This is a genomic window from Streptomyces mutabilis (assembly GCF_014649815.1).
In the GTDB taxonomy this organism is placed as follows: domain Bacteria; phylum Actinomycetota; class Actinomycetes; order Streptomycetales; family Streptomycetaceae; genus Streptomyces; species Streptomyces mutabilis.
The window spans coordinates 128,262-153,725 of record NZ_BMTT01000015.1 but is presented as its reverse complement, the minus strand read 5'-3'; the positions used below and the strand labels follow the sequence as shown (position 1 = coordinate 153,725).

22 protein-coding genes and 3 pseudogenes are annotated in these 25,464 nt (G+C 73.1%); 10 read left to right on the top strand and 15 right to left on the bottom strand.

The features are described 5' to 3' along the window. Nucleotides 1-62: 62 nt before the first annotated feature. Nucleotides 63-449, bottom strand: a pseudogene (locus IE142_RS26580) (helix-turn-helix domain-containing protein); the annotation flags it as partial. A gap of 253 nt (nt 450-702) precedes the next feature. On the opposite strand from IE142_RS26580, the gene IE142_RS26575 reads away from it, so the two are divergent. The 3 genes from IE142_RS26575 to IE142_RS26565 all read left to right on the top strand — a co-directional run bounded on the left by IE142_RS26575 (nt 703) and on the right by IE142_RS26565 (nt 4,037). Beyond that, entirely contained in the window at nt 703-1,344 is a 642-nt protein-coding gene (locus tag IE142_RS26575) for an ATP-binding protein (protein WP_191888082.1), read from the top strand. Further along, on the top strand, nt 1,335-1,775 hold the full coding sequence (locus IE142_RS26570) for a hypothetical protein (RefSeq protein WP_191888081.1): 441 nt from the start codon (nt 1,335-1,337) through the stop codon (nt 1,773-1,775). Before IE142_RS26575 ends, IE142_RS26570 begins: the two co-directional genes overlap by 10 nt. A 396-nt stretch (nt 1,776-2,171) precedes the next feature. Continuing rightward, nucleotides 2,172-4,037: an ABC transporter ATP-binding protein gene (locus IE142_RS26565; protein WP_191888093.1), complete on the top strand. Its 1,866-nt coding sequence runs from the start codon at nt 2,172-2,174 to the stop codon at nt 4,035-4,037. A gap of 48 nt (nt 4,038-4,085) precedes the next feature. Here the strand turns inward: IE142_RS26565 and IE142_RS26560 are convergent, their stop codons facing one another. The 5 genes from IE142_RS26560 to IE142_RS26540 form a co-directional block, all read right to left on the bottom strand. Then, nucleotides 4,086-4,262, bottom strand: coding sequence for a DUF8839 family protein (locus tag IE142_RS26560; protein WP_078949152.1), 177 nt, complete (start codon nt 4,260-4,262; stop codon nt 4,086-4,088). 158 nt (nt 4,263-4,420) lie between these two features. Then, nucleotides 4,421-5,110 carry a DUF899 domain-containing protein gene (locus IE142_RS26555; RefSeq protein ID WP_191888092.1) on the bottom strand — a complete coding sequence of 230 codons (690 nt, stop codon included), beginning with the start codon at nt 5,108-5,110 and terminating at the stop codon, nt 4,421-4,423. Between the two features lie 128 nt (nt 5,111-5,238). Beyond that, complete coding sequence (locus IE142_RS26550; protein ID WP_191888080.1) at nt 5,239-6,639, bottom strand: amidohydrolase; 1,401 nt, start codon at nt 6,637-6,639, stop codon at nt 5,239-5,241. Further along, nucleotides 6,636-8,534: an FUSC family protein gene (locus tag IE142_RS26545; RefSeq protein ID WP_191888079.1), complete on the bottom strand. Its 1,899-nt coding sequence runs from the start codon at nt 8,532-8,534 to the stop codon at nt 6,636-6,638. The genes IE142_RS26550 and IE142_RS26545 overlap by 4 nt, the downstream gene beginning before the upstream one ends. Nucleotides 8,535-8,741: 207 nt before the next feature. Continuing rightward, the gene (locus tag IE142_RS26540; protein WP_191888078.1) at nt 8,742-9,584 is read right to left on the bottom strand and encodes a nucleotidyltransferase domain-containing protein; all 843 of its coding nucleotides are present in this window, start codon (nt 9,582-9,584) and stop codon (nt 8,742-8,744) included. 147 nt (nt 9,585-9,731) lie between these two features. Here IE142_RS26540 and IE142_RS26535 point away from each other — a divergent pair, with 147 nt between their 5' ends. Continuing rightward, nucleotides 9,732-10,145 (top strand): RidA family protein, encoded by a 414-nt coding sequence (locus IE142_RS26535; protein ID WP_191888077.1) that lies wholly within the window; start codon nt 9,732-9,734, stop codon nt 10,143-10,145. Further along, nucleotides 10,142-10,606: pseudogene (locus IE142_RS26530) on the top strand (GNAT family N-acetyltransferase); the annotation flags it as partial. The gene IE142_RS26535 and the pseudogene IE142_RS26530, both read left to right, overlap by 4 nt. Nucleotides 10,607-10,638: 32 nt before the next feature. Here IE142_RS26530 and pip read toward each other — a convergent pair. Further along, on the bottom strand, nt 10,639-11,616 hold the full coding sequence (pip, locus tag IE142_RS26525; RefSeq protein WP_191888076.1) for a prolyl aminopeptidase: 978 nt from the start codon (nt 11,614-11,616) through the stop codon (nt 10,639-10,641). Between the two features lie 41 nt (nt 11,617-11,657). After that, nucleotides 11,658-12,371 (bottom strand): uracil-DNA glycosylase, encoded by a 714-nt coding sequence (locus IE142_RS26520; RefSeq protein ID WP_191888075.1) that lies wholly within the window; start codon nt 12,369-12,371, stop codon nt 11,658-11,660. Between the two features lie 127 nt (nt 12,372-12,498). On the opposite strand from IE142_RS26520, the gene IE142_RS26515 reads away from it, so the two are divergent. Then, the gene (locus IE142_RS26515) at nt 12,499-13,041 is read left to right on the top strand and encodes an RNA-binding S4 domain-containing protein (RefSeq protein WP_191888074.1); all 543 of its coding nucleotides are present in this window, start codon (nt 12,499-12,501) and stop codon (nt 13,039-13,041) included. Between the two features lie 33 nt (nt 13,042-13,074). On the opposite strand, the pseudogene IE142_RS26510 reads toward IE142_RS26515, so the two are convergent. Next, a pseudogene (locus IE142_RS26510) lies at nt 13,075-13,751 on the bottom strand (class I SAM-dependent methyltransferase). Between the two features lie 182 nt (nt 13,752-13,933). On the opposite strand from IE142_RS26510, the gene IE142_RS26505 reads away from it, so the two are divergent. Further along, nucleotides 13,934-14,191, top strand: a complete 258-nt coding sequence (locus IE142_RS26505; protein WP_043374151.1) for a DUF6343 family protein — start codon at nt 13,934-13,936, stop codon at nt 14,189-14,191. A gap of 67 nt (nt 14,192-14,258) precedes the next feature. On the opposite strand, the gene IE142_RS26500 is transcribed toward IE142_RS26505, so the two are convergent. From IE142_RS26500 to rpsA, 4 genes are all read right to left on the bottom strand, one after another. Beyond that, nucleotides 14,259-14,639: a tetratricopeptide repeat protein gene (locus IE142_RS26500; RefSeq protein WP_043374149.1), complete on the bottom strand. Its 381-nt coding sequence runs from the start codon at nt 14,637-14,639 to the stop codon at nt 14,259-14,261. Between the two features lie 116 nt (nt 14,640-14,755). Beyond that, nucleotides 14,756-15,361, bottom strand: coding sequence for a dephospho-CoA kinase (coaE, locus tag IE142_RS26495; protein ID WP_191888073.1), 606 nt, complete (start codon nt 15,359-15,361; stop codon nt 14,756-14,758). 138 nt (nt 15,362-15,499) lie between these two features. Further along, nucleotides 15,500-16,438 (bottom strand): PAC2 family protein, encoded by a 939-nt coding sequence (locus IE142_RS26490; RefSeq protein ID WP_191888072.1) that lies wholly within the window; start codon nt 16,436-16,438, stop codon nt 15,500-15,502. Nucleotides 16,439-16,584: 146 nt separating this feature from the next. Further along, nucleotides 16,585-18,084 carry a 30S ribosomal protein S1 gene (rpsA, locus tag IE142_RS26485; protein WP_100044691.1) on the bottom strand — a complete coding sequence of 500 codons (1,500 nt, stop codon included), beginning with the start codon at nt 18,082-18,084 and terminating at the stop codon, nt 16,585-16,587. A 314-nt stretch (nt 18,085-18,398) separates the two neighbouring features. Between rpsA and IE142_RS26480 the strand changes: the two genes are divergently transcribed. After that, complete coding sequence (locus IE142_RS26480; RefSeq protein ID WP_191888071.1) at nt 18,399-19,292, top strand: class I SAM-dependent methyltransferase; 894 nt, start codon at nt 18,399-18,401, stop codon at nt 19,290-19,292. Between the two features lie 71 nt (nt 19,293-19,363). Beyond that, entirely contained in the window at nt 19,364-22,045 is a 2,682-nt protein-coding gene (locus IE142_RS26475) for an ATP-dependent RNA helicase (RefSeq protein WP_191888070.1), read from the top strand. A gap of 74 nt (nt 22,046-22,119) precedes the next feature. Here the strand turns inward: IE142_RS26475 and IE142_RS26470 are convergent, their stop codons facing one another. Then, nucleotides 22,120-23,925 (bottom strand): lytic transglycosylase domain-containing protein, encoded by a 1,806-nt coding sequence (locus IE142_RS26470; protein ID WP_191888069.1) that lies wholly within the window; start codon nt 23,923-23,925, stop codon nt 22,120-22,122. 241 nt (nt 23,926-24,166) lie between these two features. Between IE142_RS26470 and IE142_RS26465 the strand changes: the two genes are divergently transcribed. Then, nucleotides 24,167-25,021 (top strand): DUF4184 family protein, encoded by an 855-nt coding sequence (locus IE142_RS26465; protein ID WP_191888068.1) that lies wholly within the window; start codon nt 24,167-24,169, stop codon nt 25,019-25,021. On the opposite strand, the gene IE142_RS26460 is transcribed toward IE142_RS26465, so the two are convergent. Continuing rightward, complete coding sequence (locus IE142_RS26460) at nt 24,942-25,355, bottom strand: hypothetical protein (RefSeq protein WP_191888067.1); 414 nt, start codon at nt 25,353-25,355, stop codon at nt 24,942-24,944. The two genes, IE142_RS26465 and IE142_RS26460, sit on opposite strands and share 80 nt — an antisense overlap. Between the last annotated feature and the right edge of the window lie 109 nt (nt 25,356-25,464).

Below are 25,464 nucleotides of genomic sequence, written 5' to 3'. Positions count from 1 at the left end.
GCACCGCCATGGCAGCAGCCCTGGTCATCTGGCTGCGAACTTGATCGACCGGACAAGTCCTAGTCCTCGGTCTGCAGCACCCCGGGGACGAAGTGGGGCTCGTAGGAGCGGATCAGGGAGGCCGCGCCCTCAAGGCTGACGTACATCGAGAACCAGCCCGGCAGGATGTCGTGGAAGCGCTGCCACCATCCGGGCTTGTTGGCGTCCTCGGCCAGCGTGACGAAGGCTTCGGCCTCCTCGTCGCCGATGCCGTAGGCCTTCAGCAGCAACTGGAGATACGGGATCTTGAGGGCCACCTCGGCCATCTCCATACGGCGTACCGTGGCAGGGGCGACCCGTAGGATGCGGGCGGCCTCCTCGCGCTTGAGACCGGCGCGTTCACGCAGGTCCAGCAGGCGCCGGCCGAGGACGACCTGGCCGACCGTCGGCGCCGACCGCGGCTCGCTCACCGCCCACCTCCTGAAGAGTTCCGAAGAGCCCGTTGCGTCCTCGTGCGCACGACCGGGCGCACAAACAGCTTGTGCGCACAGCCCGACGGCGCCATTCGAAGACCTTTTCGAAAGCCCGTGCAGACCTTCGCCGATCTGAAGTGGCGCCGCTCGACGTGCTGTTGCGAGCAGTGTGCCACGGCCTTGCAGACCGTCACACCGCACTCTGCATTTTTCAGAGTGACACTTGCCAAGTGTTCACGACGGGGCGATAGTGGCAAGCGTGATTCCGTCCGCGCCCTTAGGAACAGAGGCCACCGCGGGCTCCCTGGGCCTCGCTGCCGCCGTGGGAGCCGGCCCTTCGGGGGCCGCCGCCGCTGAGCGCCGGTTCCGTTTCGAGCTGGCCGCACATCCGGGCTCGCCGGCACAGGCCAGACGCCTGACACGGGCCCGGCTGAACGGCTGGTCGGTGTGCGAGGACACCTGTGACACCGCGGCCCTGGTGGTTTCCGAGCTGGTGACCAACGCGATCGTGCACACCGCGAGCCGACACATAGTGTGCGAGCTGCACGACGGTGCCGACCTGGTCCGCATAGCCGTACGCGACGAGGGCTGCGCCCCCGGTCAGCCCCATGCGCCGACCGATCAGCAGCCCGAGGACGAGCACGGCCGGGGTCTGCTCCTGGTCGACGCCCTGTGCGACGCGTGGGGCGCCCACGAGCACGGGCCCGGCCTGCTGGTCTGGGCGGAGCTGCCGCGCAAGGCCGACGGCCCGCGCGATCCGGCGGAGCCCCACAACGACCTGGGCTGGGGCGCCCGCCCCAAGCCCGGCCCTGCCGACGGCACGGGCGACGACGGCGAGGCGGAGGGACGCCACCTCCAGGCGCGCCGCGGAACGGGGACCGCATGGCTGTGAGGACTGCGTCCGGCATCCGACCGCTCGGCCTCGACACTCTGCTCCGCCTCCAGCGGAGGATGGACACCCCGGGGACGCTCCGGCGGCTGCCCGTACCGGACGGAATGACGGCCCCGCTGGGATGCGACGCGGTGGCGGTGCCCGCCTGCTTCGGCCCCCTGGTCATGCCGCGGCTGCCACGCGTGGGTTGTGTCTACGCCGACGATGCGCACTGGTGGTGGATCGTCCCGTCCGACTCCGACTACGCCCTGGAGTGGCCCGCCCCCGCGCGGTACGCCACCGGCGCGGTCGTCCCCGACACCCCGGATGTCCCCGGGCTCATCCACCGGCCGGACGGCACGGTTCCGTACACTCCGCCCATCCCTCTGTACCTGGCACTGTGCCGACTGACGGACACGACGCCGACCTGGTCGCGGCCGGTGAGCGCCTAGCGCCGCCGCGGACCGGGCACACGGACCACTGCGGTCACGACGCGCGGCACGCGTGTGAATGCCCTCGCGTGACGGCAGGCCCGGCGTCACCGCCGCCCCCTCAGGCGCGTGGACCCCACCGCGCCGCACAGACCCGGCCACCACCTCATGCCTTGCAGTGCCCGCCGCCACGCCGCTCCCCCCGCACGCCCCCTCCCGGCACCCCACGGCCGGGCGCGCGCCCGCGTGCTCCGGGCTCCCCCCGTCCGCGCCCTGCCCGCAGGCACCCCACCCCCGCGATAGTGGCCGTCCATCCACGATCGGGGGAGGCAGACGGTGCGCAGCAAGGGCGACACGGAACCAGCCGGGGTGTCGGAGTCCGAGCGGCTGCTCTTCGGTGGCCCGCTGCGCTACGACATGGGCTGGAACCAGCACGCGGACGCGTTCCTGGAGCTGGGATTCCGGGCGATGCTGACCCGGCTGCCGTCCCTGCTGGCGTCCAGTCTGCGGCTCGCCCGGCAGGCGGACCGGCAGGCCGCGCGGACGGTACTCGCGGCCGAGGTGGGCCGGGGCATGGCGCAGGCGGTCAGCCTGCTGGCGGTCAACAGTGTGCTGGCCGGGCTGATGGCCGACGCCCCGATCGAGGAGCGGCTGCGCGGGGCCGCCCCGGCACTGATCACGGTGGCCGTGGTGATGCTGGTCGCGGCGCTGCTGCGGGCCGCGTCGACCTACGCGACCGGACGGCTCGAACCCAAGGTGGAACGGGTGGCCACCGAGCGGTACCTGGAGCGGGCGGCGGCCGTGGAACTGTCCGCGATCGAGGACCACGCCTTCCACAAGCTGCTGGACACCGCCCAGTACGGTGCCGCCTCCGCGCGGCGCATGATCTCGTACGGCACCCGCGTGGTGAACGCGATGATCTCGCTGATCGCGGCGGCCGGCGTGCTGACCGTGCTGCACCCGGTCCTGCTGCCGCTGCTCGTTACGATGACCCTGCCGAGCGCCTGGAGCGCACTGACCCTCGCCCGTCGCCGGTACGAGTCCTTCCACGCCTGGGTGCAGCACGAGCGGGCGGGACGGCTGCTGGCGAGTCTCCTCATCGAACCGGCCGCCGCCCCCGAGATCCGGGTGCACGGAGTCGGCCCCTTCCTGCTGCGCCACTTCCGCGCGATGTCGGAGACCGCCGAGAGGGAGCAGGCGCGACTGGCCCGGCTGGCGGCCCGTACGGGACTGATCGCGGCCGCGTGGACGGGGCTGGCGACGGCGGCGACGTACGCGACACTCGGCGGACTGCTGCTGGGCGGCGCGATGGCCCTGTCGGTGGCGGGTACGGCGGTGATCGCCATCCGTACCGGCTCGCAGAGCCTCGGCACCCTGGTCGTGGAGGTCAACGCGCTCCACGAGGAGGCTCTCTTCGTCGGCGACCTGGAACGACTGCACGTGGAGGCCGCCGACCGGGCCATCCCGGTCGGCGGCGCGGCACTGCCCGAGGAACCGAAAGAGATCCGCTTCGAGAATGTCACGTTCCGCTATCCGGGCGACGCGGCCCGCCCGGCCCTCGACGACGTGACGCTCTCCCTGCCGCTGGGCCGCATCGTGGCGCTCGTCGGGGAGAACGGCTCCGGCAAGACGACGCTGGTCAAACTGCTCGCCGGGCTGTACACACCGGACGCAGGCCGGATCACGTGGGACGGCGTCGACGTATCGACGGCGGACCGGCACGCGCTCGCCGAGCGGGTCGCGATGGTGGCCCAGGACTTCAAGCGGTGGCCGTTCACCGCGCGGGTGAACGTCGCGGTGGGCCGCTCCTCCGCGCCGCTCGGCGACGAACGCGTGGCCGCTGCGGTCGCCGAGGCCGGGGCAGACGAGGTGGTCGCGGACCTGCCGCGCGGGCTGGACACCCTGCTGGCCCGGAACTTCAGCGGCGGCCACGAACTGTCCGGCGGTCAGTGGCAGCGGGTCGGCATCGCCCGCGCGGCGTACCGGCAGGGCAGCATCCTCATCGTGGACGAGCCGACTGCCGCCCTGGACGCACGGGCCGAGCTGGAGGTCTTCGAGAAGATCCGCGCCCTGGCCGGTAGCGGACAGACGGTCGTACTCATCACCCATCGGCTGGCGTCCGTGCGCCACGCCGACCTCGTGCACGTCCTCGACCAGGGCCGGCTCGTGGAGTCCGGGACACCGGACGAATTGCTGGCCGCCGGCGGGGTCTACGCGGAGCTGTACTCACTGCAGGCGGAACAGTTCACCAGCCGTCCGGTGCCCGCCCCGAGGGCCGGCTGACGGGAGCCGGCGTCGGTGTCCGGACCCCGTCCCCGAAGTGTCCGCGCGTCAGGCGGCCGCGGCGTCACCGCCGCGGACGATGACCAGGAACATGTCCGTGGCGAGATCCATGACCACCTCGGCGGGCAGGCCCTCCAGACGCCGCGCCTGCGCGAACTCCTCCGCCGGCCATGATCCTCGCGGCCCGCCGGCGGGAAAGCGTTCGAGCACCGTTCGCCCGTTCACCACCCTGCACCTCCATGTAGCGCTGTACTCGTAGAGTCAAACGCCAACCATGGAGCGCATGCCTCGTGCGGTGATGGTACTGAGACCTAGTTGACACTCGTTCACCGCAAAGTGTGAGCGGCACCTCGTCCGTGTGACACGAACCGCTACCGCGCGTGTCATTCCTCGTACTCGTCGTGGTAACGGACTCCCTCACTTCCCGCAGGCGCCCCGAGAGCCGACGCACGCCCCTCGGGCTTCTCCCACCGCTCCCGCCGGCCGAGCGCGGTCAGGTCGAGCAGACTGGTGGTCGAGCCGAGCCCGTCGAGGCCGCGCTCGTACGTCGAGTAGGTGTGGAAGACGCGATCGCGGTCCCGCAGGAAGCAGCTGAGCCCCGGCCGCTCGACGAGCTCGCCCTCGTGCTCCAGGGTCACCTCGAAGTCGGTGTTGAAATCGCAGACGTACGACGAGTACCAGGGCAGGGTCCAGCCCATCCGGGCCTTGAACGGCAGGATCCTCGGGTAAGGCGCCCGGGAGACGGCCGCGAACGACGTACCGCGGGCCCGCAGGTGCGCGAGGTGCCCGATCTGGTCCAGGAAGGCGGAGCAGCTGCGGCAGCCGGCGTCCCATTCCGGCGCGAACATGAAGTGGTAGACGACGAGCTGGTCGCGGCCCTCGAAGAGGTCGAGCAGCGTGGCCTTGCCGTCGCCGCCCTCGAACACGTACTCCTTGTCGACCTCCACCATCGGCAGCCCGCGCCGCTCGGCGTTGAGCGCGTCACGCGCGCGCGTGGCCGCCTTCTCCTTGGCCAGTAGGGCCTCGCGCGCCGCGCGCCAGTCCGCGCGGTCGACGATCTCGGGCAGCGACATGGGCTCCAGCTCCTCCTGTGCGGCAAGCGACGGTCCGTCGGGGTGGTGACCGTCGCGCGGAGCGGAACTCATCGCGGCCCGGCGAGATCGTTTTCGCGGTGGCACCCGTGAGCCGCTGACCTCGCCTTTCAGGTGTCGTACTTCTGGATACGACGGCCGGGGCGGCGATCGGTCAGCGCGGGCAGCCGCTCCCCGAGTTCACGCACCACCGCCGGGACGTCCAGGGTCAGCAGCTCGCGGTCCCGCATGAGGACGCGCCCGTCGACGATCGTCGTACGCACGTCGGCGGAGCGCGCGCTGTGCACGAGGGTGGCGGCGAGATCGTGCACGGGCTGGGTGTGCGGGCCGGTGAGGTCGACGAGTACGAGGTCGGCCCGCCGCCCCGGCGCGATGCGGCCTACGGTGCCGCCGAGCCCGACCGCTTCGGCACTCTGCACCGTGGCGTGGTGCAGAGCCTGGCGGGAGGTGAGCCAGCGGGGATCGCCCTCGGTGGACTTCTGGACGAGGGCCGTCAGCGCCATCGACTCCCATACGTCCACGGAGTTGTTGGAGGCGGCGCCGTCGGTGGCGAGCCCCACGGGGACGCCGATGTCGCGCAGGGCGCGTACGGGTGTGGTGGTGGGCCAGGCGAACTTCAGGTAGCCGCGGGGCGCGGTGGCCACGGCCGTGCGGCCGCTCGCGCGCGCGAGGAGCGGGAGGTCGTCCTCGGTGATGCCGGTGCCGTGGGCGATGAGCACGTCGGTGTCGAGGACGCCGGTGCGCTCCAGGACCCCGATCGGGGTGGTGCCGTACCGGGCGAGGCTGGCGTCGGTCTGGTCGCGGTTCTCGGCGGCGTGCAGGTGCACGGGCAGGCCGTGGTCGCGGGCTAGGCCCGCGGTGGTGGCGAGGTCGGCGTCGGTCACGGTGTACGGGGCGTGCGGGGCGAGGGCGGTCGTGATCCGGCCGTCGGCGGTGCCTCGGTGCCGCAGCGCGAACTCCAGCGACCTTTCCCGCCCCTGGGGCCCCTGCGAGGAGAAGTACGCCTGTCCCAGCAGCGCCCGCATCCCGCACTCGGCGACCACCCCGGCGACGGCGTCCATGGCGAAGTAGTGGTCGGCGAAACAGGTCACGCCCGCACGGATCATCTCGGCGCAGGCGAGCCGGGCGCCCAGCTCCACGTCCCGCCCGGTGAGGTTGGACTCGACGGGCCAGACGACGTCGTTGAACCACTCCTCGGTGGGCAGATCCTCGGCGAGGCCGCGCAGGGCGACCATCGGCGCGTGCGTGTGGCAGTTGATCAGACCGGGGAGGGCGACCTGCCCGCGGGCGTCGATGCGGTCGGCCGCGGGAAGGCCGTCCACGGCGGCGGCGGTCGTGACGGACTCGATCACCCCGTCCCGTACGACGACGGCCGCGTCCTCCTCGAAGCCGATCCGCTCCCGTTCGTCGTGGACGAGGACGGTACATCCGCTGACGATCAGGGCGGCGGGCGTCTCGCGGGGCCGCTCCTCAGGAAACCGGGCGGGCTTCTCACGGGAAGAAGGCGTCATCGCGCCAACGTACGGGAACGACCCACCCGCCCGCGGCGCATGACGAGTTCGCCCCGCAGCCCGGCGAGCCGTCCGGTGTGGCGGGGCGTGAGCCGGCCGGTGTCGTCGAGGTGCACGGCGCACGCGGTGGTGGTGTCGACGAGCCGTTCGAGGACGGCGGCCACCTCGTCCGCGCCCGCGGAGTGCCGGGCGAGGAAGGGCAGTTCGGCGGCGGCGAGCGCGATCGCGGCGCGGGCCTCGGCGAGCGTCCGGTAGGCCTCGCGGCGCAGCGTCCACCGGGTGGCCCGGTCGTCGGACCCGCCGAGTACGTGGGCGAGGTAGGCGTGCGCGGCGGCGTCGGCGGCCTCGATCCGGGCGCGGATTCCACCGCCCCACTGCCCGGGCACCGGGAGATGCCCGACGACCAGCACGATCGCACAGGCCAGCAGGGTCTCCCCGATGCGGCCGACGGCCGCCTGGGGTTCACCGCCCGCCATGACCAGGGCGAGGACGAGCACGGTGACGACCGTGGTCTGGGCGGCGAAGTGACGCGCGGCCACGGGGACCAGGGCACCACAGACGGCGACGAGCGCGACGAGCCCTTCCGGCCGGGGCAGCACGGCTGCGAACCCGGCGAAGAGGAGCGCCCCGACGACGGTCCCGGCAGCCCGGCACAGTACCCGGGACACGAGGGGGCCGAGGTCGGGTTTGACGAGGAAGACGGCCGTGGCGGGCAGCCAGTACCAGTGCTGGTGCGCCCCGTGCCAGTGGCCGTGCTGCAGGGCCTGGGCGACGGCGACACTGGCCCCGAAGCACAGGCCGGCGCGCAGCGCGTACTCCCGTCCGCCCGCGCCGAGGACGGTGCGCGCCAGCGAGGCCACCGACCGCCTGCGGGTGTGCAGGTCACGGCCCCGGCCGCGGTCGAAGGCCTCGGCGGCGTGCAGGAGGGCGTCGTCGAGGGCGCGCAGAGCGGGGGCGGTCCGGGCGGGGGCGGGCAGCGGTCCGGCGAGGGTGTCGCCGCGGACGGCCGCCGCGAGCCGCCGAGGCCCCTCGACCGCCCGTTCCGGCACGGCCCGCTCCGCCCAGGCGAGCGCGGTCGCCGCCTCGCCCAGCGGCAGCGCGGCGGCGTACTGGGCGTGCAGGCGCCGTTCGGCCGCGGACGAGGCGTAACGCCGCAGCCGGGGCCCCGCGAGCGCGTCCTGCGCGAGGTCGAGCGCGGCGGTGAGCGCGGCCCGGCGGGCGACGGCGTGCGCGGTGCCGGCCGCTTCCAGGAGCGCGGCGACGGCGTCGTACACGTCGGCGACGGCGGCCCGCTCACCGTCGAAGCGGAAGTCGAGGCGGGAATCGATGCGAGAATCATGGCGAAAGTCGCCGGTGCGCGCCCCGGGCGTGGGCAGGACCAGCCGCAGCGTGAGCAGCCACCCGGCACCTGCCAGGAACGCCGGCACGCTCCGCCACCCGGGGTCGGGCAGCGGCATCCCGGCACCCACCGCGCTGGTGACCAGCAGCTGCGTCCCGGTCGCGGACGCCACCGGCCCGACCGCGCTGATGCCTCCGCCGACCAGTCCGAGCCCGGTCAGCACCAGGGTCAGCGCGACAGCTCCCAGGTGCTGGCCGGCGTACGTCCCGACGAGCAGCCCGACGGCCCCCGCGAGTGCGGGTACGCCGATGCGCCGGACGGAGGTGCGTCGGCTGCCCGGCCGGTCGTTGATGCCGGCCAGCATGGCGGCGATCGCGGCGACGCCGCCGAGAAAGGCCCGGTCGGCGAGCACCGCGGCGAGCAGCAAGGGCCCGCCGGCCAGTGCTCCGCGGGTCACCGCGGCCCAGGGAACGGGTCCGCGCTGGGCGCGCAGGGCGTGGGCGAGCCAGGGTGGGAGGGCGGGCTTCTGGCTGGTGCCGGGGGCGGTGGGGGACACGGGGCGCGGGGCTCCTGTCGTCGGGGCGAGGGCGGGGGTGAGCCTTCGGGCGACGGTGACCGGGCCGGGGTGTCGGGCGGTGCGGCTTCCACGCTAAGGGGTGTTCTTGGAGGAGAGGGGACCGGCGTGTTTCGGGCATGTGACGACCTGCCGGAACCGCAGGTTCTTCATGACCGCAATCGGATCGTGCCCGCCCGTCGCCTGTCGCTAGCCCCTGCGGGCCGACTCGACGGCGGCGCGCAGGACTTCCTCGGCGTCCGTGACCGACCGTCCCAGGGCCTGCGGATCCGGTGTCAGGTTCCCGAGGACCCCGTCGATCCCGTCCGGGCCGTCCAGCCCCGCCCGCCGGACCATCCCCTTCTCGTTGGTGACCCACTCCCCCCGGGCCGCCAGTACCGCGTGTGCCGTCTGGGCCGTGGCGAGGGCGATCGCGCCGGCGACCTGGGTGAGGGCGCCTTTGAGGGCGTGGCCCGCCTTGGCGTAGGCGAGGGTCGCGGCGGCAGCGCCGTGCCAGCGGTCGGGAGCGGTGGTCCGGAGGGCCTCGGGGTAGGCGGGGCGGGGCAGTTCGCCGCGCAGCACCTCGTTGATCGCGAGTTCGGCGACCACCAGATACGTCGGGATGCCCGCGAGGTGGAACATCAGCGGCTCTATGCCGAAGCGTCCCGCCTCCGCCTCCGCCGTCTCGTGCTCGACCGCGTCGAGGTCGCGGTAATGCAGGTCGACGCGCCGGTCGTCGATCGTCAGCCAGGCACCGCCGTTGAAGACGCCGCCGCCCCAGGCGCCGACCTCGCAGACCTCCCCGGCCCAGCCGAGAGCGCGGACGTCGTCGGGGTCGAAGGCGCCCCGGTAGTAGACCGCCAGGTCCCAGTCGCTGCCGGGCCCGTGCGTGCCCTGGGCGCGGGAGCCGCCCAGCGTGACCGCCCGGACGGTGGGCAGGGCGGCGAGTCGGTCTGCGGTCGTGTCGAGGAAGGCCTGGTCCGTGAGCGAAGGCACTGTCGCGGGCTCCAGTGGGTGGGGGCGGGGGCGGACGCGGGCAGCCTGCTTCGCCATGTCGAGCCCCGCCAGCGTTGACGACGTTCGTGTACCAGTACACCTAGGCGGCCGGGCGGCGGGGCACAAGGGAAATTCGGGTGCGGCGGGGAGCGGAAGTCCGGACGATCGTGGGACTGACTGCCCGTACGTCTCCCTGGAGCCCACGTGATTCAGCGCGTCACCGTGCCCGGTCTGTTCCCCCCGCCCGTCTACTCCCACGCCTCCGTTATCGAGGCCGGGACCAGGCTCGCCTTCCTGGCCGGGGCCGTCCCGCTCGACGCGGAGGGGAAGCTGGTCGGTGCGGGCGACCCGGTCAGGCAGGCGGAGCAGGTGATCGCGAATCTCACCGAGCAGTTGCGCGCCGTCGGCAGCGAGCCGACCCACGTCCTGTCGACCGATGTCTACGTCGTGAGCACCGAGACCGCCGCGCTGTCCGCCGTCTGGGGCGTCGTCGAGGCGTCCGGGCTGAGCACCGGACCGCATTCCTCGACGTTGCTCGGGGTGAGCTGTCTCGGGTATCCGGGGCAGTTGGTGGAGATCACGGCGACGGCGGTCGTGCCCGAGGAGATCCGTCCGTGAGCCGGGAGGGCGGCGAGCGGGTCGTCCTGCGGCGCGCGTCGGCGGGCGACGCCCTCGCGGCGGCCGGCGTCTGGCTGCGGTCCTTCGCCGCCGCGCTGCCGACCGTGGTCCGGTCCCGCACCGACGACGAGGTCCAGGACCGCTTCCGGCACCTGGTGGTGGGCCGGTACGAGACGTGGGTGGCGGAGGCAGCCGGTGGTGAGGTCGTCGGAGTGATGGTGCTGGACGAGGACGAGCCGGCACAGCTGTACCTTGCCCCCGACCGGCGCGGGTGCGGGATCGGGGACCGGTTCGTCGCGCTGGCCAAGGAGCTGCGGCCGGCGGGGCTCTCGCTGTGGACCTTCCAGGTCAACACGCCCGTGCACCGCTTCTACGAGCGGCACGGTTTCACCGCCGTCCAGCGGACGGACGGTGCCGGGAACGAGGAGCGGGAGCCGGACGTACGGTACGTGTGGCGTCCTCAGGGGCCACACGGGGCCGCGCTGCCGCCGGGTCAGGCTTCCGTACGGGCTCCGGCGCGGGCGTACTTGTCGGTCGCCGCCAGCAGGGCCTCGTCACCGACCTCGCCGGCATCGTGTCCGGCCTCGTCCACGATCACCAGCTCGCTGTCCGGCCAGGCGTGGTGGAGCCGCCAGACGATGCCGAGGAGGTTGCCGAAGTCGAGGCTGCCCTGCACCAGGGTGCCCGGGATGCCCTTCAGCCGGTGCGCGTCCCGCAGGACCACGCCTTCGTCGTTGCCGTCGCCGAGGAAGTGGTCGTTGCCCCAGTAGTGGGTGACGGTGCGCGCGAAGCCCATGCGGAACTCCGGGTCCTCGAACCGGGCGACCGAGCCGGGGGGCGCGGGGATGGTCGCCGTCTCCCAGTCGGTCCAGGCTCGGGCCGCCCGTGCCCGGACTTCCGCGTCGGGTGATTCGAGCAGCCGGTTGTACGCGGCGGCCGGATTGCCGTCGCGTTCGCCCGTCGGGAGCACGGCGAGGAACCGCTCGTGTGCCTCGGGGAAGATTTTTCCCAGCCCTCGGGTCAGAAGGGCCACTTCGGCGTCGGAGCCGGTCGCGACCCCGGTCAGCACCAGCTCGGAGACCACCCCCGGGTGGGTCTGCGCGTACCGCAGGCCGAGGACCGAGCCCCATGACACGCCCCACACCAGCCAACGCTCGATGCACAGGTGGGCGCGGAGCCGCTCCAGGTCGGACATGAGGTGGGCGGTCGTGTTGACGCTCATGTCGGTGTCGTGGTCGCTCGCGCGGGGCAGCGACCGTCCGGCGCCGCGCTGGTCGAGCAGGACGATCCGGTACGCGTCGGGGTCGAAGTACCGCCGGAGGTTGGGGCTCGTCCGGCTCCCGGGCCCTCCGTGCAGGACCACCGCGGGCTTGCCGTGCGGATTCCCGCTGGTCTCCCAGTAGACGTGGTTGCCGTCGCCGACGTCGAGCATGCCCTGGTCGTACGGTTCGATCGCTGGATAGAGGCCCATCGGCGCAGCCTAGCCCGGCCGCCCCGCGCCGCTCATCACCTTTACCGGGCGGTCAGCCCTGCCTTCCCGGCCGCCGTGCGCAGCACCTGCCGGAGCATCTCGGGGGTGAGGCGGCCGGTGAACGTGTTGCGCTGGCTGACGTGGAAGCAGCCGAGGAGGTGCAGGGCGGGGCCGTCGGGGTCGTCCAGCGCGACGTGCCCGCCGTGTGCGAAGGCGGGGCGGGGCCGAGGCACGGTCCAGCCGGCCTCGGCGAACGCCGGCAGCGCGGCCTGCCAACCGAAGGCACCGAGTACGACCACGGCCCGCAGCGTCGGCCGCAGCAGCCCCAACTCCTGGACGAGCCAGGAACGACAGGTGTCGCGCTCGGTGGGCGTGGGCTTGTTGGCGGGCGGGGCGCAGTGCACCGGAGAGGTGATGCGCACTCCGTAGAGCTCCAGGCCGTCGCCGGCGGTGACCGCGGTGGGTTGCGAGGCGAGGCCAACGTCGTACAACGCCTGGTACAGCACGTCTCCGGAGCGGTCACCGGTGAACATCCGGCCGGTGCGGTTGCCGCCGTGGGCCGCGGGGGCGAGGCCGACGATCAGCAGCCGCGCGTCCGGCGGGCCGAAGCCCGGTACCGGCCGGCCCCAGTACGTCCAGTCGGCGAAGGCCGCCCGTTTGGTGCGGGCCACCTCCTCCCGCCAGTCGACCAGTCTCGGGCAGGCGCGGCACCCCGCGATCCGCTGGTCGAGAACGGAGAGGCCGCTGATGTCCATGCCCCCACCGTAAGACCGGTCCGTTCCGGAAGGACTTGCCGCCGGACGCCATGACGCCATGACGGTGCCGCACCGCCCGCCGAAAACGGCACCCCCCGTCGGCGGGCCGGGCGGTTAAGGTCGAGGCATGGCTTCCGAGCACGACGAGGGCGGCAACGACGGAACGGCCGGGCCCGGCACGGGCGACGGCAGTACCGCCGCGCACACCCCGGACCCGAAGACCGCCGCCGCGATCGCCGCCGCCGAGGCGGCCGGGCCGCAGAGCGGCGAGAGCGTCCGGGTGGACAGCTGGATCTGGGCCGTCCGCCTGATCAAGACCCGTTCCCTCGGCGCGACCGCCTGCCGGGGCGGCCATGTCCGGGTGAACGGCGAGCGTGTGAAGCCCGCGTACTCGCTGCGCGTCGGCGACGAGGTGCGCCTGCGGCAGGAGGGCCGGGAACGCGTGGTCGTCGTCAAGCGGCTGATCCGCAAGCGTGTCGGTGCCCCGGTCGCCGCCCAGTGCTACGTCGACAACTCACCGCCGCCCCCGCCCCGTGAGGCCGTCGCTCCGGCCGGCATTCGTGACCGCGGCGCCGGCCGTCCGACCAAGCGCGACCGCCGCGAGCTGGAACGTCTGCGCGGGCTGGAGAACCTGAGCCGGGCCCGGAGGGACGCCAAGGCCAAGCCCTGAGCGGCCGTATCCGTCGCCGTCCCGCCGTCTTCACTACACGGCGACCGCCCTCACCCACGTCCCGTCGTCGGTCGGACACCGGTCCACTCTCAGTCCCGCTTCCCCCAGCGCCTCCGCGAACTGCGCGTCGGTCAGCGGCCGGGCCCGGAAGGTCTGCGTCCAGACGGCGTCGGGGAACTCGTACTCCGCGCGTACCGAGTGGACACCCTCCCCGACCGGCTCCGACGACACGATCCGTACCGTGAAGCCGCTGGGATCGACCCGTTCCCGCGGCAGGTCGGTGTGGTGGTCCGCGCCCTCCCGCTGGAACAGCACGCAGCCGTCCGCCCCGACATGCCGCGCGCAGGTGCGCAGCAGCCCTCGTCTCACCTCGCTGTCGCCGGTGTGCACCAGGAACGACGCCAGCAGCACGGCTTCGAAGCGCTCGCCCAGGTCCAGGTCCTCGATCGGACCGCATATCGTCCGGGCCCCGCGCACGCGCTCCAGCATCTCGGCGGACTCGTCCACGGCGGTGACGGTGAACCCCCGCTCCAGCAGTGGATGGGTCATGCGCCCCACCCCGCTGCCCAGCTCCAGATGCGGGCGCCTTCGGGCACGGCCGCGGCCACGATGTCCGGCTCGGCTCCGGCGGGCAGCCGCCCGTAGAGCTCGACCGCACAGCCGTCCGGGGTGATGGCCCCCGGCCCCGTCCCCTGGTGCCCCTCACGCATTCTCACTCCATGCCCGCCCAACGGCCCGCCCCCGCACACCCGTTCCCCACCGTGATCGATTCACCCGCCCGAGTGAACGCGTGCGGTCTCGCCGCGCGACCGGTCCCGTGGCAGCGCCCGTTTCCGCCGCGTGGTCGGCCGGAGTACGTTGGCCACAGGAGTGCCACGGGAATGGTGATCCGATGCGTACAGGCAGTGAACCGGCCACCGCGCGCAGTGCACTGCGGGCGCGCTTCTGGCTGAGCTTGTGGGGGCTGACCTGGGCGATCCTCGGCACGGCCGCTTTCGCGCTCGCCGGACGGTTCGGTTGGGCGCTCGCGTGCGGGGTGCTGTGGCTCGTCGCCACCGTCGACCTCGTCGTCGTCATCCGGCACATCCGCCAGGGGCCGCACTACCAGCCCGGCCGTGACATCCCGCCGTACCGTCCGCCGAGCGGCTGAGGCCCCGAGAGGTCCGTCGAGTCCGCCGGGCGCCCGTCCGGGGCGCGTCGGGCCTCCGCCGTGCCCGTCAGGCCTCGAAGCGTGCCTGTCGCAGGTACTCCGGGTTCGGGTCCAGCGCCGCGGCCAGGCGGAAGTGGCGGCGTGCCTGCTCGCCGCACCCCCGGCGTTCGTAGGTGCGGGCGAGCGCGAAGTGCGCGAAGGCGTTGTCCGGTTCGCGCTCCAGGACGATGGTGAACTCCAGCTCGGCCGGTCGCAGTTGGGCCGCCGCGAAGAAGGCACGCGCGCGCAGCAGCCGCGCGGCCGTGTTCTCGGGATGGGCGCCGATGACCCCGTCGAGCAGTTTCACCGCGCCCCGCGGGTCCCGCGCCGCGAGCAGTTGCTCGGCCGCGCGGAAGTCGATCACATCCGTCTCCGGCGTACGTCCGGTCGATCCGCTGGTGTCGGGCACGGCTGAGTCCTTCCCTCGCTGGGAGGGATCAACGCCCGCGCGGATGCGACTATTCCTTGCGCCATCACGGGCAGGACCGCGGCCGAGGCCCGCGGCGGCGGGCGCCGCCGGCCCGCTCAGCGCGGCTGGTGCACCCTGCGGGTCAGCTCGGCCCACACCTCGGCCACGCGGCTCCGCAGTCGGTCCAGCGGTACGTCGTTGTCGATGATCACGTCGGCGATCTCCCGGCGCTGCCGGCGCGTCGCCTGGGCGGCCATGCGGGCCCGTGCGTCCTGCTCGGTCATGCCCCGCAGCCGTACCAGCCGGTCGAGCTGGGTGGCGGGGTCGACGTCGACGACGACCACGACGTCGTAGAGCGGGGCCAAGCCGTTCTCCGTGAGCAGCGGCACGTCGTGCACGACGACGGCGTCCTCGGCGGCGGCCTCCTCGAGGGCCCGCGAACGGTCACCGACCAAAGGGTGGACGATCGAGTTCAGCGCGGCCAGTTTCTCCGGGTCCGCGAACACGATCGAGCCGAGTCTCGGCCGGTCCAGACTGCCGTCCTCGGCCAGCACCTCCTCGCCGAAGGCCGCCACGACCGCCGCGAGTCCCGGGGTCCCCGGCGCGACGACCTCGCGCGCGATCCGGTCCGCGTCGATCAGTACGGCGCCGTGCTCGACGAGCAGCCGCGACACCTCGCTCTTGCCGGCGCCGATCCCGCCGGTCAGGCCCACGGACAGCATGACCGCGCCTCCCCACATCACCGATCCCCGCGGTTGCGGGGATCAACTTACCGACTCCGATACCGCCGGCCAGACCTACCGGTACAGCCCCACCACGGCGGGGAGAGGCGGGGCACGGTCATCCGCCAGACTAGCGGATCAGCCGTCGCCCTCCCGTTCCGCCAGGAACCGTTCGAACTCGCGGCCGATCTCGTCCGCAGAGGGGATCTCAAGGGGCTCGGCCAGCATGTTGCCGCGCGTCTCGGCGCCGGCGGCGGCGTCGTACTGGTGCTCCAGGCCCTGCACGAGGGCGGTGAGCTCCTCGTCGCCCTCCTGGATCTGCCGGTCGATCTCGGTCTGGGTACGGTGGGCCTCGGTGCGCAGGGAGTGCGCGATGCCCGGCAGGACCAGTCCGGTAGCCCCGGTGATCGCCTCCAGCACGGTCAGCGCCGCGTCCGGGTACGGGGAGCGGGCGATGTAGTGCGGGACGTGCGCGGCCACGCCCAGCACCTCGTGGCCGGCCTGCATGAGGCGGTACTCGACGAGCGCCTCGGCGCTGCCGGGGACCTGCGCCTCCTCGAAGGGGCTGGGGTGGCCCGGGACCAGGTCGGTGCGGGTGCCGTGCGGGGTGATGCCCACGGGGCGGGTGTGCGGGACGCCCATGGGGATGCCGTGGAAGTTGACCGACAGGCGGACACCGAGCCGCTCCACGATCTGCCGCACGGCGGCGGCGAAGCGCTCCCACTCCACGTCCGGTTCGGGGCCCGACAGCAGCAGGAAGGGCGCTCCGGTGGCGTCCTGGACGAGCCGCACCTCGATGGTGGGCTCCTCGTAGGCCGTCCAGGTGTCCCGCTTGAAGGTCAGCAGCGGGCGGCGGGCCCGGTAGTCCACGAGGCGGTCGTGGTCGAAGCGGGCGACGACCTGGTGGGGCAGTGAGCCGAGCACCTGGTCGACGATCTGGTCGCCGGTCTCACCGGCGTCGATGTATCCGTCGAAGTGGTAGAGCATGACCAGTCCGGCCGACTCCTGGGCGAGTGCCATGTCGACGACGGCCAAGCCCTTCGGCTCCCATGCGTACAAACCCTGCGGATCAAGCACAGTGTCCGCTCCCCTCCTCGTGTCCGTGCGTCATAACGTCCCCACGGGGGCCGGCATTCCCGGCCAGGCGTTGCGGGCACGGCTGAGGGGCCGCACCTCGAAAGGTACGGCCCCTCAGTCAACGGCTGAGCCTCAGCGGCCCGCGGTCAGCTCTGGCCGCCGGCCAGCTTCTCGCGCAGCGCGGCCAGCGCCTCGTCCGACGCCAGGGCGCCCGACTGGTCGCCACCCTCGGAGGAGTACGAGCCGCCACCGGACGCGGCCGGAGCCGCACCCGCGGTGTCGCCACCCTCGGCAGCGGCCTTCTCGTCCGCCTCGCGGGACTTGATGACCTGCGCCTGGTGCTGCTCGAAGCGCTGCTGCGCCTCGGCGTACTGGGTCTCCCACGCCTCGCGCTGGGTCTCGTAGCCCTCGAGCCAGTCGTTGGTCTCGGGGTCGAAGCCCTCGGGGTAGATGTAGTTGCCCTGGTCGTCGTAGGACGCGGCCATGCCGTACAGGGTCGGGTCGAACTCGACCGCCGACGGGTCGGCACCGAAGGCCTCGTTGGCCTGCTTCAGCGAGAGGCTGATGCGACGGCGCTCGAGGTCGATGTCGATGACCTTGACGAAGATCTCGTCATTGACCTGGACGACCTGCTCCGGGATCTCCACGTGGCGCTCGGCCAGCTCGGAGATGTGGACCAGACCCTCGATGCCCTCGTCCACGCGGACGAACGCACCGAACGGCACCAGCTTCGTGACCTTGCCGGGCACGACCTGGCCGATCTGGTGGGTGCGGGCGAACTGCTGCCACGGGTCTTCCTGGGTCGCCTTCAGCGACAGGGAGACGCGCTCGCGGTCCATGTCCACGTCGAGGACCTCGACGGTGACTTCCTGACCGACCTCGACGACCTCGGACGGGTGGTCGATGTGCTTCCAGGACAGCTCCGAGACGTGGACCAGACCGTCGACGCCACCCAGGTCCACGAAGGCACCGAAGTTGACGATCGAGGAGACGACGCCGGACCGCACCTGCCCCTTCTGGAGGGTGGTGAGGAAGGTCTGGCGAACCTCGGACTGGGTCTGCTCCAGCCAGGCACGGCGGGACAGGACCACGTTGTTGCGGTTCTTGTCCAGCTCGATGATCTTCGCCTCGAGCTCCTTGCCCACGTAGGGCTGGAGGTCGCGGACGCGGCGCATCTCGACCAGGGAGGCCGGGAGGAAGCCGCGGAGGCCGATGTCGAGGATGAGACCACCCTTGACGACCTCGATGACGGTACCGGTGACGATGCCGTCCTCTTCCTTGATCTTCTCGATGGTGCCCCAGGCACGCTCGTACTGGGCGCGCTTCTTCGAGAGGATCAGGCGGCCTTCCTTGTCCTCCTTCTGAAGGACCAGGGCCTCGATCTCGTCGCCGACGGCGACGACCTCGTTCGGGTCGACGTCGTGCTTGATCGAGAGCTCGCGGCTCGGGATGACACCTTCGGTCTTGTAACCGATGTCGAGCAGGACCTCGTCCCGGTCGACCTTCACGATGACGCCGTCGACGATGTCGCCGTCGTTGAAGTACTTGATCGTCTCGTCGATCGCGGCGAGGAAGGCTTCCTCGTTACCGATGTCGTTGACCGCTACCTGCGGGGTGGTGGCGGTGGTCTCGGTGCTGCTCGTCATGTGGGAAAGGGCTCCGGTACGGACATTGAGTCGTAGGTACTGCTTACGCCGGGAGCCCGTTTCGCTCTGCAGAAGCCGGACAGCCAAGTAAGCGTCACCGAAAACCGCTGGTGACGCCTCGAGAACCGAGGGGACATACAACAGATGCGAGCGCGACCTGCTACGTCTGAGGTGCGCAGGCCCGCAGCGCAACTTGTAGCATACGGGGGCAGCCGGGCAGGGTCAATGCGCGAAGCCGCACACCCAGGGCGGATCACCGCATTCCCGGCACAAGTGCCGTCCGTCGAGACCGTCCGGACCCCTCGGACGCTCCCTTGCGACATGCGGGGCCGACGGCACGGAAGAGCCCGCAGACCAGTACGAGGGAGCCGGTCATCCAAGAGCACGTAGCGTCCGAGGCCGAAGCCGACGGACCCGCCGACCCCGAGGCCACCCGGCGTGCTGCCGGTGTCACGGAGAGCTCCCGCGCCAACCGCGGCTGGTGGGACCGCAACGCGGACGAGTACCAGATCGAGCACGGCACATTCCTCGGCGACGACCGCTTCGTGTGGTGCCCCGAAGGCCTGGACGAGGTGGAGGCCGAGCTGCTCGGCCCGCCGGAGGACCTGAAGGGCAAGGACGTCCTGGAGATCGGCGCCGGCGCCGCCCAGTGCTCGCGCTGGCTGACCGCCCAGGGAGCCCGTCCGGTGGCGCTGGACCTCTCCCACCGCCAGCTCCAGCACGCGCTGCGCATCGGCTCCTCCTTCCCCCTGGTCTGCGCGGACGCGGCCGTGCTGCCCTTCGCGGACGGCTCCTTCGACCTGGCGTGCTCGGCGTACGGGGCGCTGCCCTTCGTCGCCGATCCGCGGCTGGTGCTGCGGGAGGTGCGCCGGGTACTGCGGCCCGGGGGCCGTTTCGTCTTCTCGGTGACACATCCGCTGCGCTGGGCGTTCCCGGACGAGCCGGGCCCCGAGGGCCTTTCGGTGTCCGGCTCCTACTTCGACCGCACGCCGTACGTCGAGCAGGACGACGAGGGCCGCGCGGTGTACGTCGAGCACCACAGGACGCTCGGCGACCGGGTGCGGGACGTGGTGACGTCCGGGTTCCGGCTGGTGGACCTCGTCGAACCGGAGTGGCCGGACTGGAACACCTCCGAGTGGGGCGGCTGGTCGCCGCTGCGCGGTCGTCTGATCCCCGGGACGGCGATCTTCGTCTGCGAGCGCGACTGAGGCACCGTCCGCTCGGCCCGGCACGTACGCGCTCGTGGAGGACGGTTCCGCCGGCGTACGACACTGGGGGCGTGATCCGTTACGACGCCCTGGACGCCTTGCCCGTACGCGGTGCCCTGCCCGCCCTGCACGACGCCCTGGAGGGGCACGGCACCGCGGTGCTGGTCGCGCCGCCCGGCACCGGCAAGACGACGCTGGTGCCGCTCGCGCTGGCGGGGCTGCTGGGTGAGGGTCCCGCGCGGCACGTGGTCGTGGCCGAGCCGCGGCGGATCGCGGCACGGGCGGCGGCCCGGCGGATGGCATGGCTGCTGGGTGAGAAGCCCGGCGGGAGCGTCGGGTACACGGTGCGCGGTGAGCGGGTCGTCGGTCGGCACGCGCGCGTGGCGGTCGTCACGACGGGTGTGCTGCTGCAGCGGCTCCAGCGGGACCAGGAGCTGACGGGCGTCGACGTGGTGGTGCTCGACGAGTGTCACGAGCGGCATCTGGACGCGGACACCACGGCGGCGTTCCTGTGGGACGTGCGGCAGGCGCTGCGGCCGGAGCTGCGGCTGGTGGCCGCGTCGGCGACGACCGACGCCGAGGGCTGGGCCCGCCTGCTGGGCGACGCGCCGGTCGTCGAGGCGCAGGGTGTGTCGTACCCCGTGGAGGTGGTGTGGGCACCGCCGGCGCGCCCGGTGCGGCCGCCGCACGGGATGCGGGTGGACCCGGCGCTGCTCTCGCACGTGGCGTCGGTGGTGCGCCGGGCGCTGGCCGAGCGGGACGGGGACGTGCTGTGCTTCCTGCCGGGGGTCGGTGAGATCGCCCGGGTCGCCGGGCAGCTGACGGGCATCGGGGACGTCGACGTGCTCCAGGTGCACGGGCGGGCGCCGGCGGCCGTGCAGGACGCGGTGCTGGCGCCCGGCGCACGGCGCCGGGTGGTGCTGGCGACCGCGGTCGCCGAGTCGTCGCTGACGGTCCCTGGCGTGCGGGTGGTCGTGGACGCGGGCCTGGCCCGGGAGCCCCGGGTGGACCACGCGCGGGGGCTGAGCGCGCTGACGACGGTACGGGCCTCGCGCGCCGCGGCCCGGCAGCGGGCGGGGCGGGCCGGACGTGAGGCGCCGGGCGCGGTGTACCGCTGCTGGGCGGAGGCCGAGGACGCCCGTCTGCCGCGCTTCCCGGCACCGGAGATCAAGGTGGCCGACCTGACGGCGTTCGCGCTGCAGGCGGCATGCTGGGGCGATCCTGACGCGTCCGGGCTGGCGCTGCTCGATCCGCCGCCGGGCGGGGCGATGGCGGCGGCCCGGTCGGTGCTGACGGCGGTGGGCGCGGTGGACCGGGCCGGTCGTGCCACCGAACGGGGAGCACGGCTGGCCCGCCTCGGGCTGCATCCCCGCCTCGGGCGGGCGTTGCTCGACGCGCGAGGCACGGCAACGGGGGCACGGGGGTCTTCTCACCCGCAGGTCTCCGGCACACGCATGGACACCGGCGTCGGGGCCGCGGACGCTCCCGACGCGCGCGTCCCGGGCGAGGACGCCCCCGATGAGCGTGGCTCGGGCACCCGTGCCCTGGGCAGCCGGCCGTCCGACGCCGCAGGACCCGGCGCCGGTGACCCGGCGGTGGTGGCCGAGGTGGTGGCCCTGCTCAGTGAGGAGCCGCCCCGGGAGTACGGGGACGATCTGGTGGCCGCGCTGCGCACCGCTCGGCGCGGGACCGATGCGTACGGGGCCCGGTGGCGGACCGAGGTCCGACGGCTGCGGGCCGCCGGGCAGGGCTCCGGCTCCGGCGTCGGGCGGGAGGTCACCGACGACGGTGTCGCCGGACTGGTGACCGCGCTCGCGTTTCCCGAGCGGGTGGCCAGGAAGGACGGCGGTTCGTACCTCATGGTGTCCGGCACCCGGGCCGAACTCCCGGAGGCGTCGGCGCTGCGCGGGGCACCGTGGATCGCCGTGGCCGCGGCCGACCGGCCCGTGGGGAAGGGGCACGCGCGCGTGCGGCTCGGCGCGGTCGTCGACGAGGCGACGGCCCGGCTGGCGGCTGGGGCTCTGCTGGAGGAGACGGACGACATCCACTGGGCCGACGGCGACGTCGTGGCCCGGCGCGTCGAACGGCTCGGGGCGGTGGAGCTCACAGCACGGCCGCTCACCGGCGCCGACCCCTCTCTCGTACGGAACGCGCTCCTGGAGGGACTGCGGCGAGAGGGGTTCGGGTTGCTGCGTTGGCCGACCGACGCGGCGGTACTGCGGCAACGGCTCGCCTTTCTGCGGCTGCGGCTCGGCGAGCCCTGGCCCGACGTCTCGGACGACGCGCTGCACGCGCGCGTGGACGAGTGGCTGGAGCCCGAGCTGAGCCGGGCCCGGCGGCGGGCCGACCTGGCACGGATCGACGCCGGGCAGGCACTGGCACGGCTGCTGCCCTGGGCCTCGGGGGAAGCGGCCCGGCTCGACGAACTCGCACCGGAGCGGATCACCGTCCCCAGCGGGTCCAGGGTCCGGATCGACTACGACGACCCCGCGCAGCCGGTGCTCGCGGTGAAGCTGCAGGAGATGTTCGGACTGCACCGCTCGCCCGAGGTCGCCGGAGTGCCGCTCCTCGTCCATCTCCTCTCCCCCGCCGGCCGCCCGGCCGCGGTCACCGCCGACCTGGCCTCCTTCTGGAAGGACGGCTACTTCGGCGTGCGGGCGGAGCTGCGCGGCCGCTACCCGAAGCATCCGTGGCCCGAGGACCCGGCCACCGCGGAGCCGACCCGGCACACCAGGGCCCGCCTGGCGAAGTGAGCGGGTGACGACGCGCCGAGGGGCGCCCCGCTGAAGCGGAGGGCGCCCCTCGGTCGTTCGCGCGGGTGCCGCGCCTACGCTTCCGGCTCCGTCGACGGCTCGGTGGAGGGGCTGGGCGACGCGTCGGGCGATTCGGGCGACGGGCTCGGCGTCGGCTCCGCCTCGGCCACCTTCAGCTGGACGTCGAGCGTGGCGCCGCCCGCGGTGGTGAGACGTAGCACGAACGTGCCGCTGGTGTCGTCCGCGTACAGCTTCGGCAGCGTCAGCAGGCCCTTGGCGTCGGTCTTCAGGCCGGTCAGGGTGCGGACGGCCTTGCCGTCGGCGTCCTCGAAGTAGGGGCCCTTGTCGTTCTCGGCCGGGTCGAGCACCGACTTGACGAGCGTGGCGGTGACGGCGACCTTGTCCGCGGCGGCGCCCCTGTGCGTGGCCTTGACCTCGACCCGGTCCGCGAACTCGCCGCCGGGCGTGCACGTCAGCTCGGTCGCGCCGGTGCGCGCGAGGGCGTCGGCGACCCGCTCGGTGACGGTGGCCTTGTAGTCGATGCCGGGGACGGTGCGGCCGGCGACGGCGGCACGCACGGTGAAGGCGCCGGTCTTCTCGCCCGCGACCAGTGCGGGCGCGACCGCCACGCCGGAGGCGTCGGTGGTGGCCACGGCGACCTTCTCGCCGCCGGCGAAGGTGGCGTCCGTGTCGCCCAGCACGGTGAAGCGGATCCGCACCTTGCCGACGGCCTTCCCGGCCTCGGTCTCGGCGCGGGTGCTGATCTTCCTGGTGAAGGTGTCGCCCGCGACGGCGGTGAGCCCCGTGGTCCCGGCGTTCTCCAGGTGGTGCACCGTGTCGGTGGGGGTCGGGGTGCCGGACGGGGTCTCCGGGTCGGTCGGTGGCTTGGGGCTCGGGGAACCGGTGCCGGGGTCCGGCGGGGTCGTGGGTGCGCCGGGTGCGGTGGAACCGCCCGGCTTGACCGGGCTGGGCGACGGCGTGCCGGGGGACGTGGGGCGCGTGGTCGCGCCCGTACCGCCGGGCGACCTCTCGCGTCCGCTCGCGGCGCCGTCGTCGCTGCGGTCCACGGGCAGGGTGCCGGTGCCGTCCGGGATCTCGTGGGTACCCTTGCGGTAGTGCTCCAGCCACGACAGGACCGTGTACAGGTAGTCCTGGGAGTTGTTGTAGCTGAGGATCGCGCGCTTGAGGTCGGCCTGGTCGGACAGGTCCCAGCCGTTGCGGCACAGGTAGTGACCGGCGGAGAGCGCGGCGTCGTAGATGTTGTTGGGGTCTTCCTTGCCGTCACCGTTGCCGTCGCGGCCCGCCCAGGCCCAGGTGGAGGGGATGAACTGCATGGGGCCGACGGCGTTGTCGTAGGCGCTGTTGCCGTCGTAGACGCCGTTGTCGGTGTCCTTGATGAGCGCGAAGCCGTTGCCGTCCAGCTGTGGGCCGATGATCGGACTGGTCGTGGTGCCGTCGGCGGTGACGCGGCCGCCGCGGGCCTGACCCGACTCCACCTTGCCGATGGCGGCGAGCAGTTGCCAGGGGAGGTTGCATCCGGGCTTGGACCGGCGCAGCGCCGACTCGGCCTTCTTGTAGGCGTCGAGGACCGTGGCGGGGATGCCCGCCTCGGACGGTGTCCGGGACGCGGGGGCGCCGATGGTCGGCGCGGGACTCGGGCTGTTCAGCGGCGGGAGATCCGTGTAGTAGGGCGAGTTGCCCGTCGCGCTCTCCTCGGCGGGCGTGTCGAAAGTCGGCACGTTGTCGGAGGTGGTCTGTCTGCCGTCGGCGTCGGCCGTCACGTCGGGAGCCTGGGACGCGGACAGGGCCGCGACCGCAACCGCTGCCACGGTGGTGGTGACCGCCGCCTTGCGGAGCCTCCTGTCGAAATGCGCCGCCATAGAGTGAACCCCTCCCATGGACGCCGTCGCGTCCGTCCGTCCGTTCTCGGCTGTCGTACTCGCCCGTCGTACCCGTCCTGTTGCGACGATCGGTGCGCGCCGGAGGTTGCGCCGCAACTTTCCCCGCGCGATGTTCGTCTGTTCGACCAGTACGGTGCCGCAGGCGACCCTACGGCAACTTGCTTTGCGCGGGGACCCGTTCGCGCCCGATATTCACCAGTTGGCCATACGAGGAGTCCCGTTGCCGTTCACCCTCAGTCATGCCGCCGCCGTCCTGCCCGCGCTGAGGAGTGACGGGACCGGACGGGGGCGGCTGGTACCGGCGGTGCTGGTGGCGGGCTCCTTCTCGCCCGACATGACCTATTACGCGGCGAGTTTCCTGTCCGGGGCGATGGAGTTCGGGGACGTCACGCACGACTTCCCGGGCGTCTTCACCGTAGATGTGGTCATCGCCTGGGCGCTGGTGGGTCTGTGGCTGCTCGTGCGCGAGCCGCTGGTGGCCCTGTTGCCGAGGGTTCGGCAGCGGCGGGTCGCCGCTCTGCTGCGCTGCGGGGCGCCCCGCGCGCGCGTGACGCCCTCGCTCCTGCTGTGGTGGTACGTGTCCGCGGTGCTGGGGGCGTCGACGCACGTGGTGTGGGACGCGTTCACGCATCTCGACCGGTGGGGGACGCGTGTGTTCCCCGTCCTCGGCCGGGAGATCGCGGGTTCTCCTCTGTACTGGTACCTCCAGTACGGCGGTTCCGCCCTGGCCGCCGTCGTGCTCGCCGTGTTCCTGGCGCGGGCGCTGCACCGGGCGCCCGGGACCGAACCGCTGGGCGTTCCGGTGCTCCTGGTGCGGGACCGGTGGTGGGCCGGGGCGGTGGTGGGCGGTTGTGCGGTGGCCGGGGCGGTGCGGCGGGCCACCCGGTGGTGGGACTACTGGGGTGACGTGGCGAAACCCTGGGAGCTGATCCCGACGGTGTGCTTCGGGGCGGGCGCGGGGCTCGTCCCGGGACTGCTGCTGTACGCCGTGGCCGTCAGGGTGTGGCGTCCGGCCCCGGTCCCCGCCCGCCCGGCAGGCGCCGGTACGGAGCCGGACCGCCGGGTCGCGCGCTGAGCGTGTCGGAGCCGGCGACGAACACGGTGAAAGTGTGCGCGGGCCGGGTCCGCGGCAGCAGCGTGAGGGCGAGCGCCAGGTAGCCGCGGGCCAGGTCGGCCCACAGCCGCCAGGCGGGCGTCTCGCGCGGCATCGGGGCGGCCCGGTCCCGGCGGAGGATTCTGCGGCGGAGGTCTGCCGTGGTGCGGCGCAGGGCCGTCGCGAGGGTGGTGGGGGTGCGGCCGGTACTTGCGCCCGGCGCGAAGACCGGGACCGGTAGGAGCGGCATGCGGGCGGGTCGGTCGGTGCTTGCCCGTGCCGGTGTCGTCCGGTGGTGGAGCATGCGTATACCCATGCCCGCATCCTCACCGGAGTCGCGGGCGGGGGGCCCTTTCGCGGGGGCCACCTGAGTGACGGGCCCGCCGGGCGTGCGGAGGGGAGGAGGGCAGCGCCGCGAGTACGTG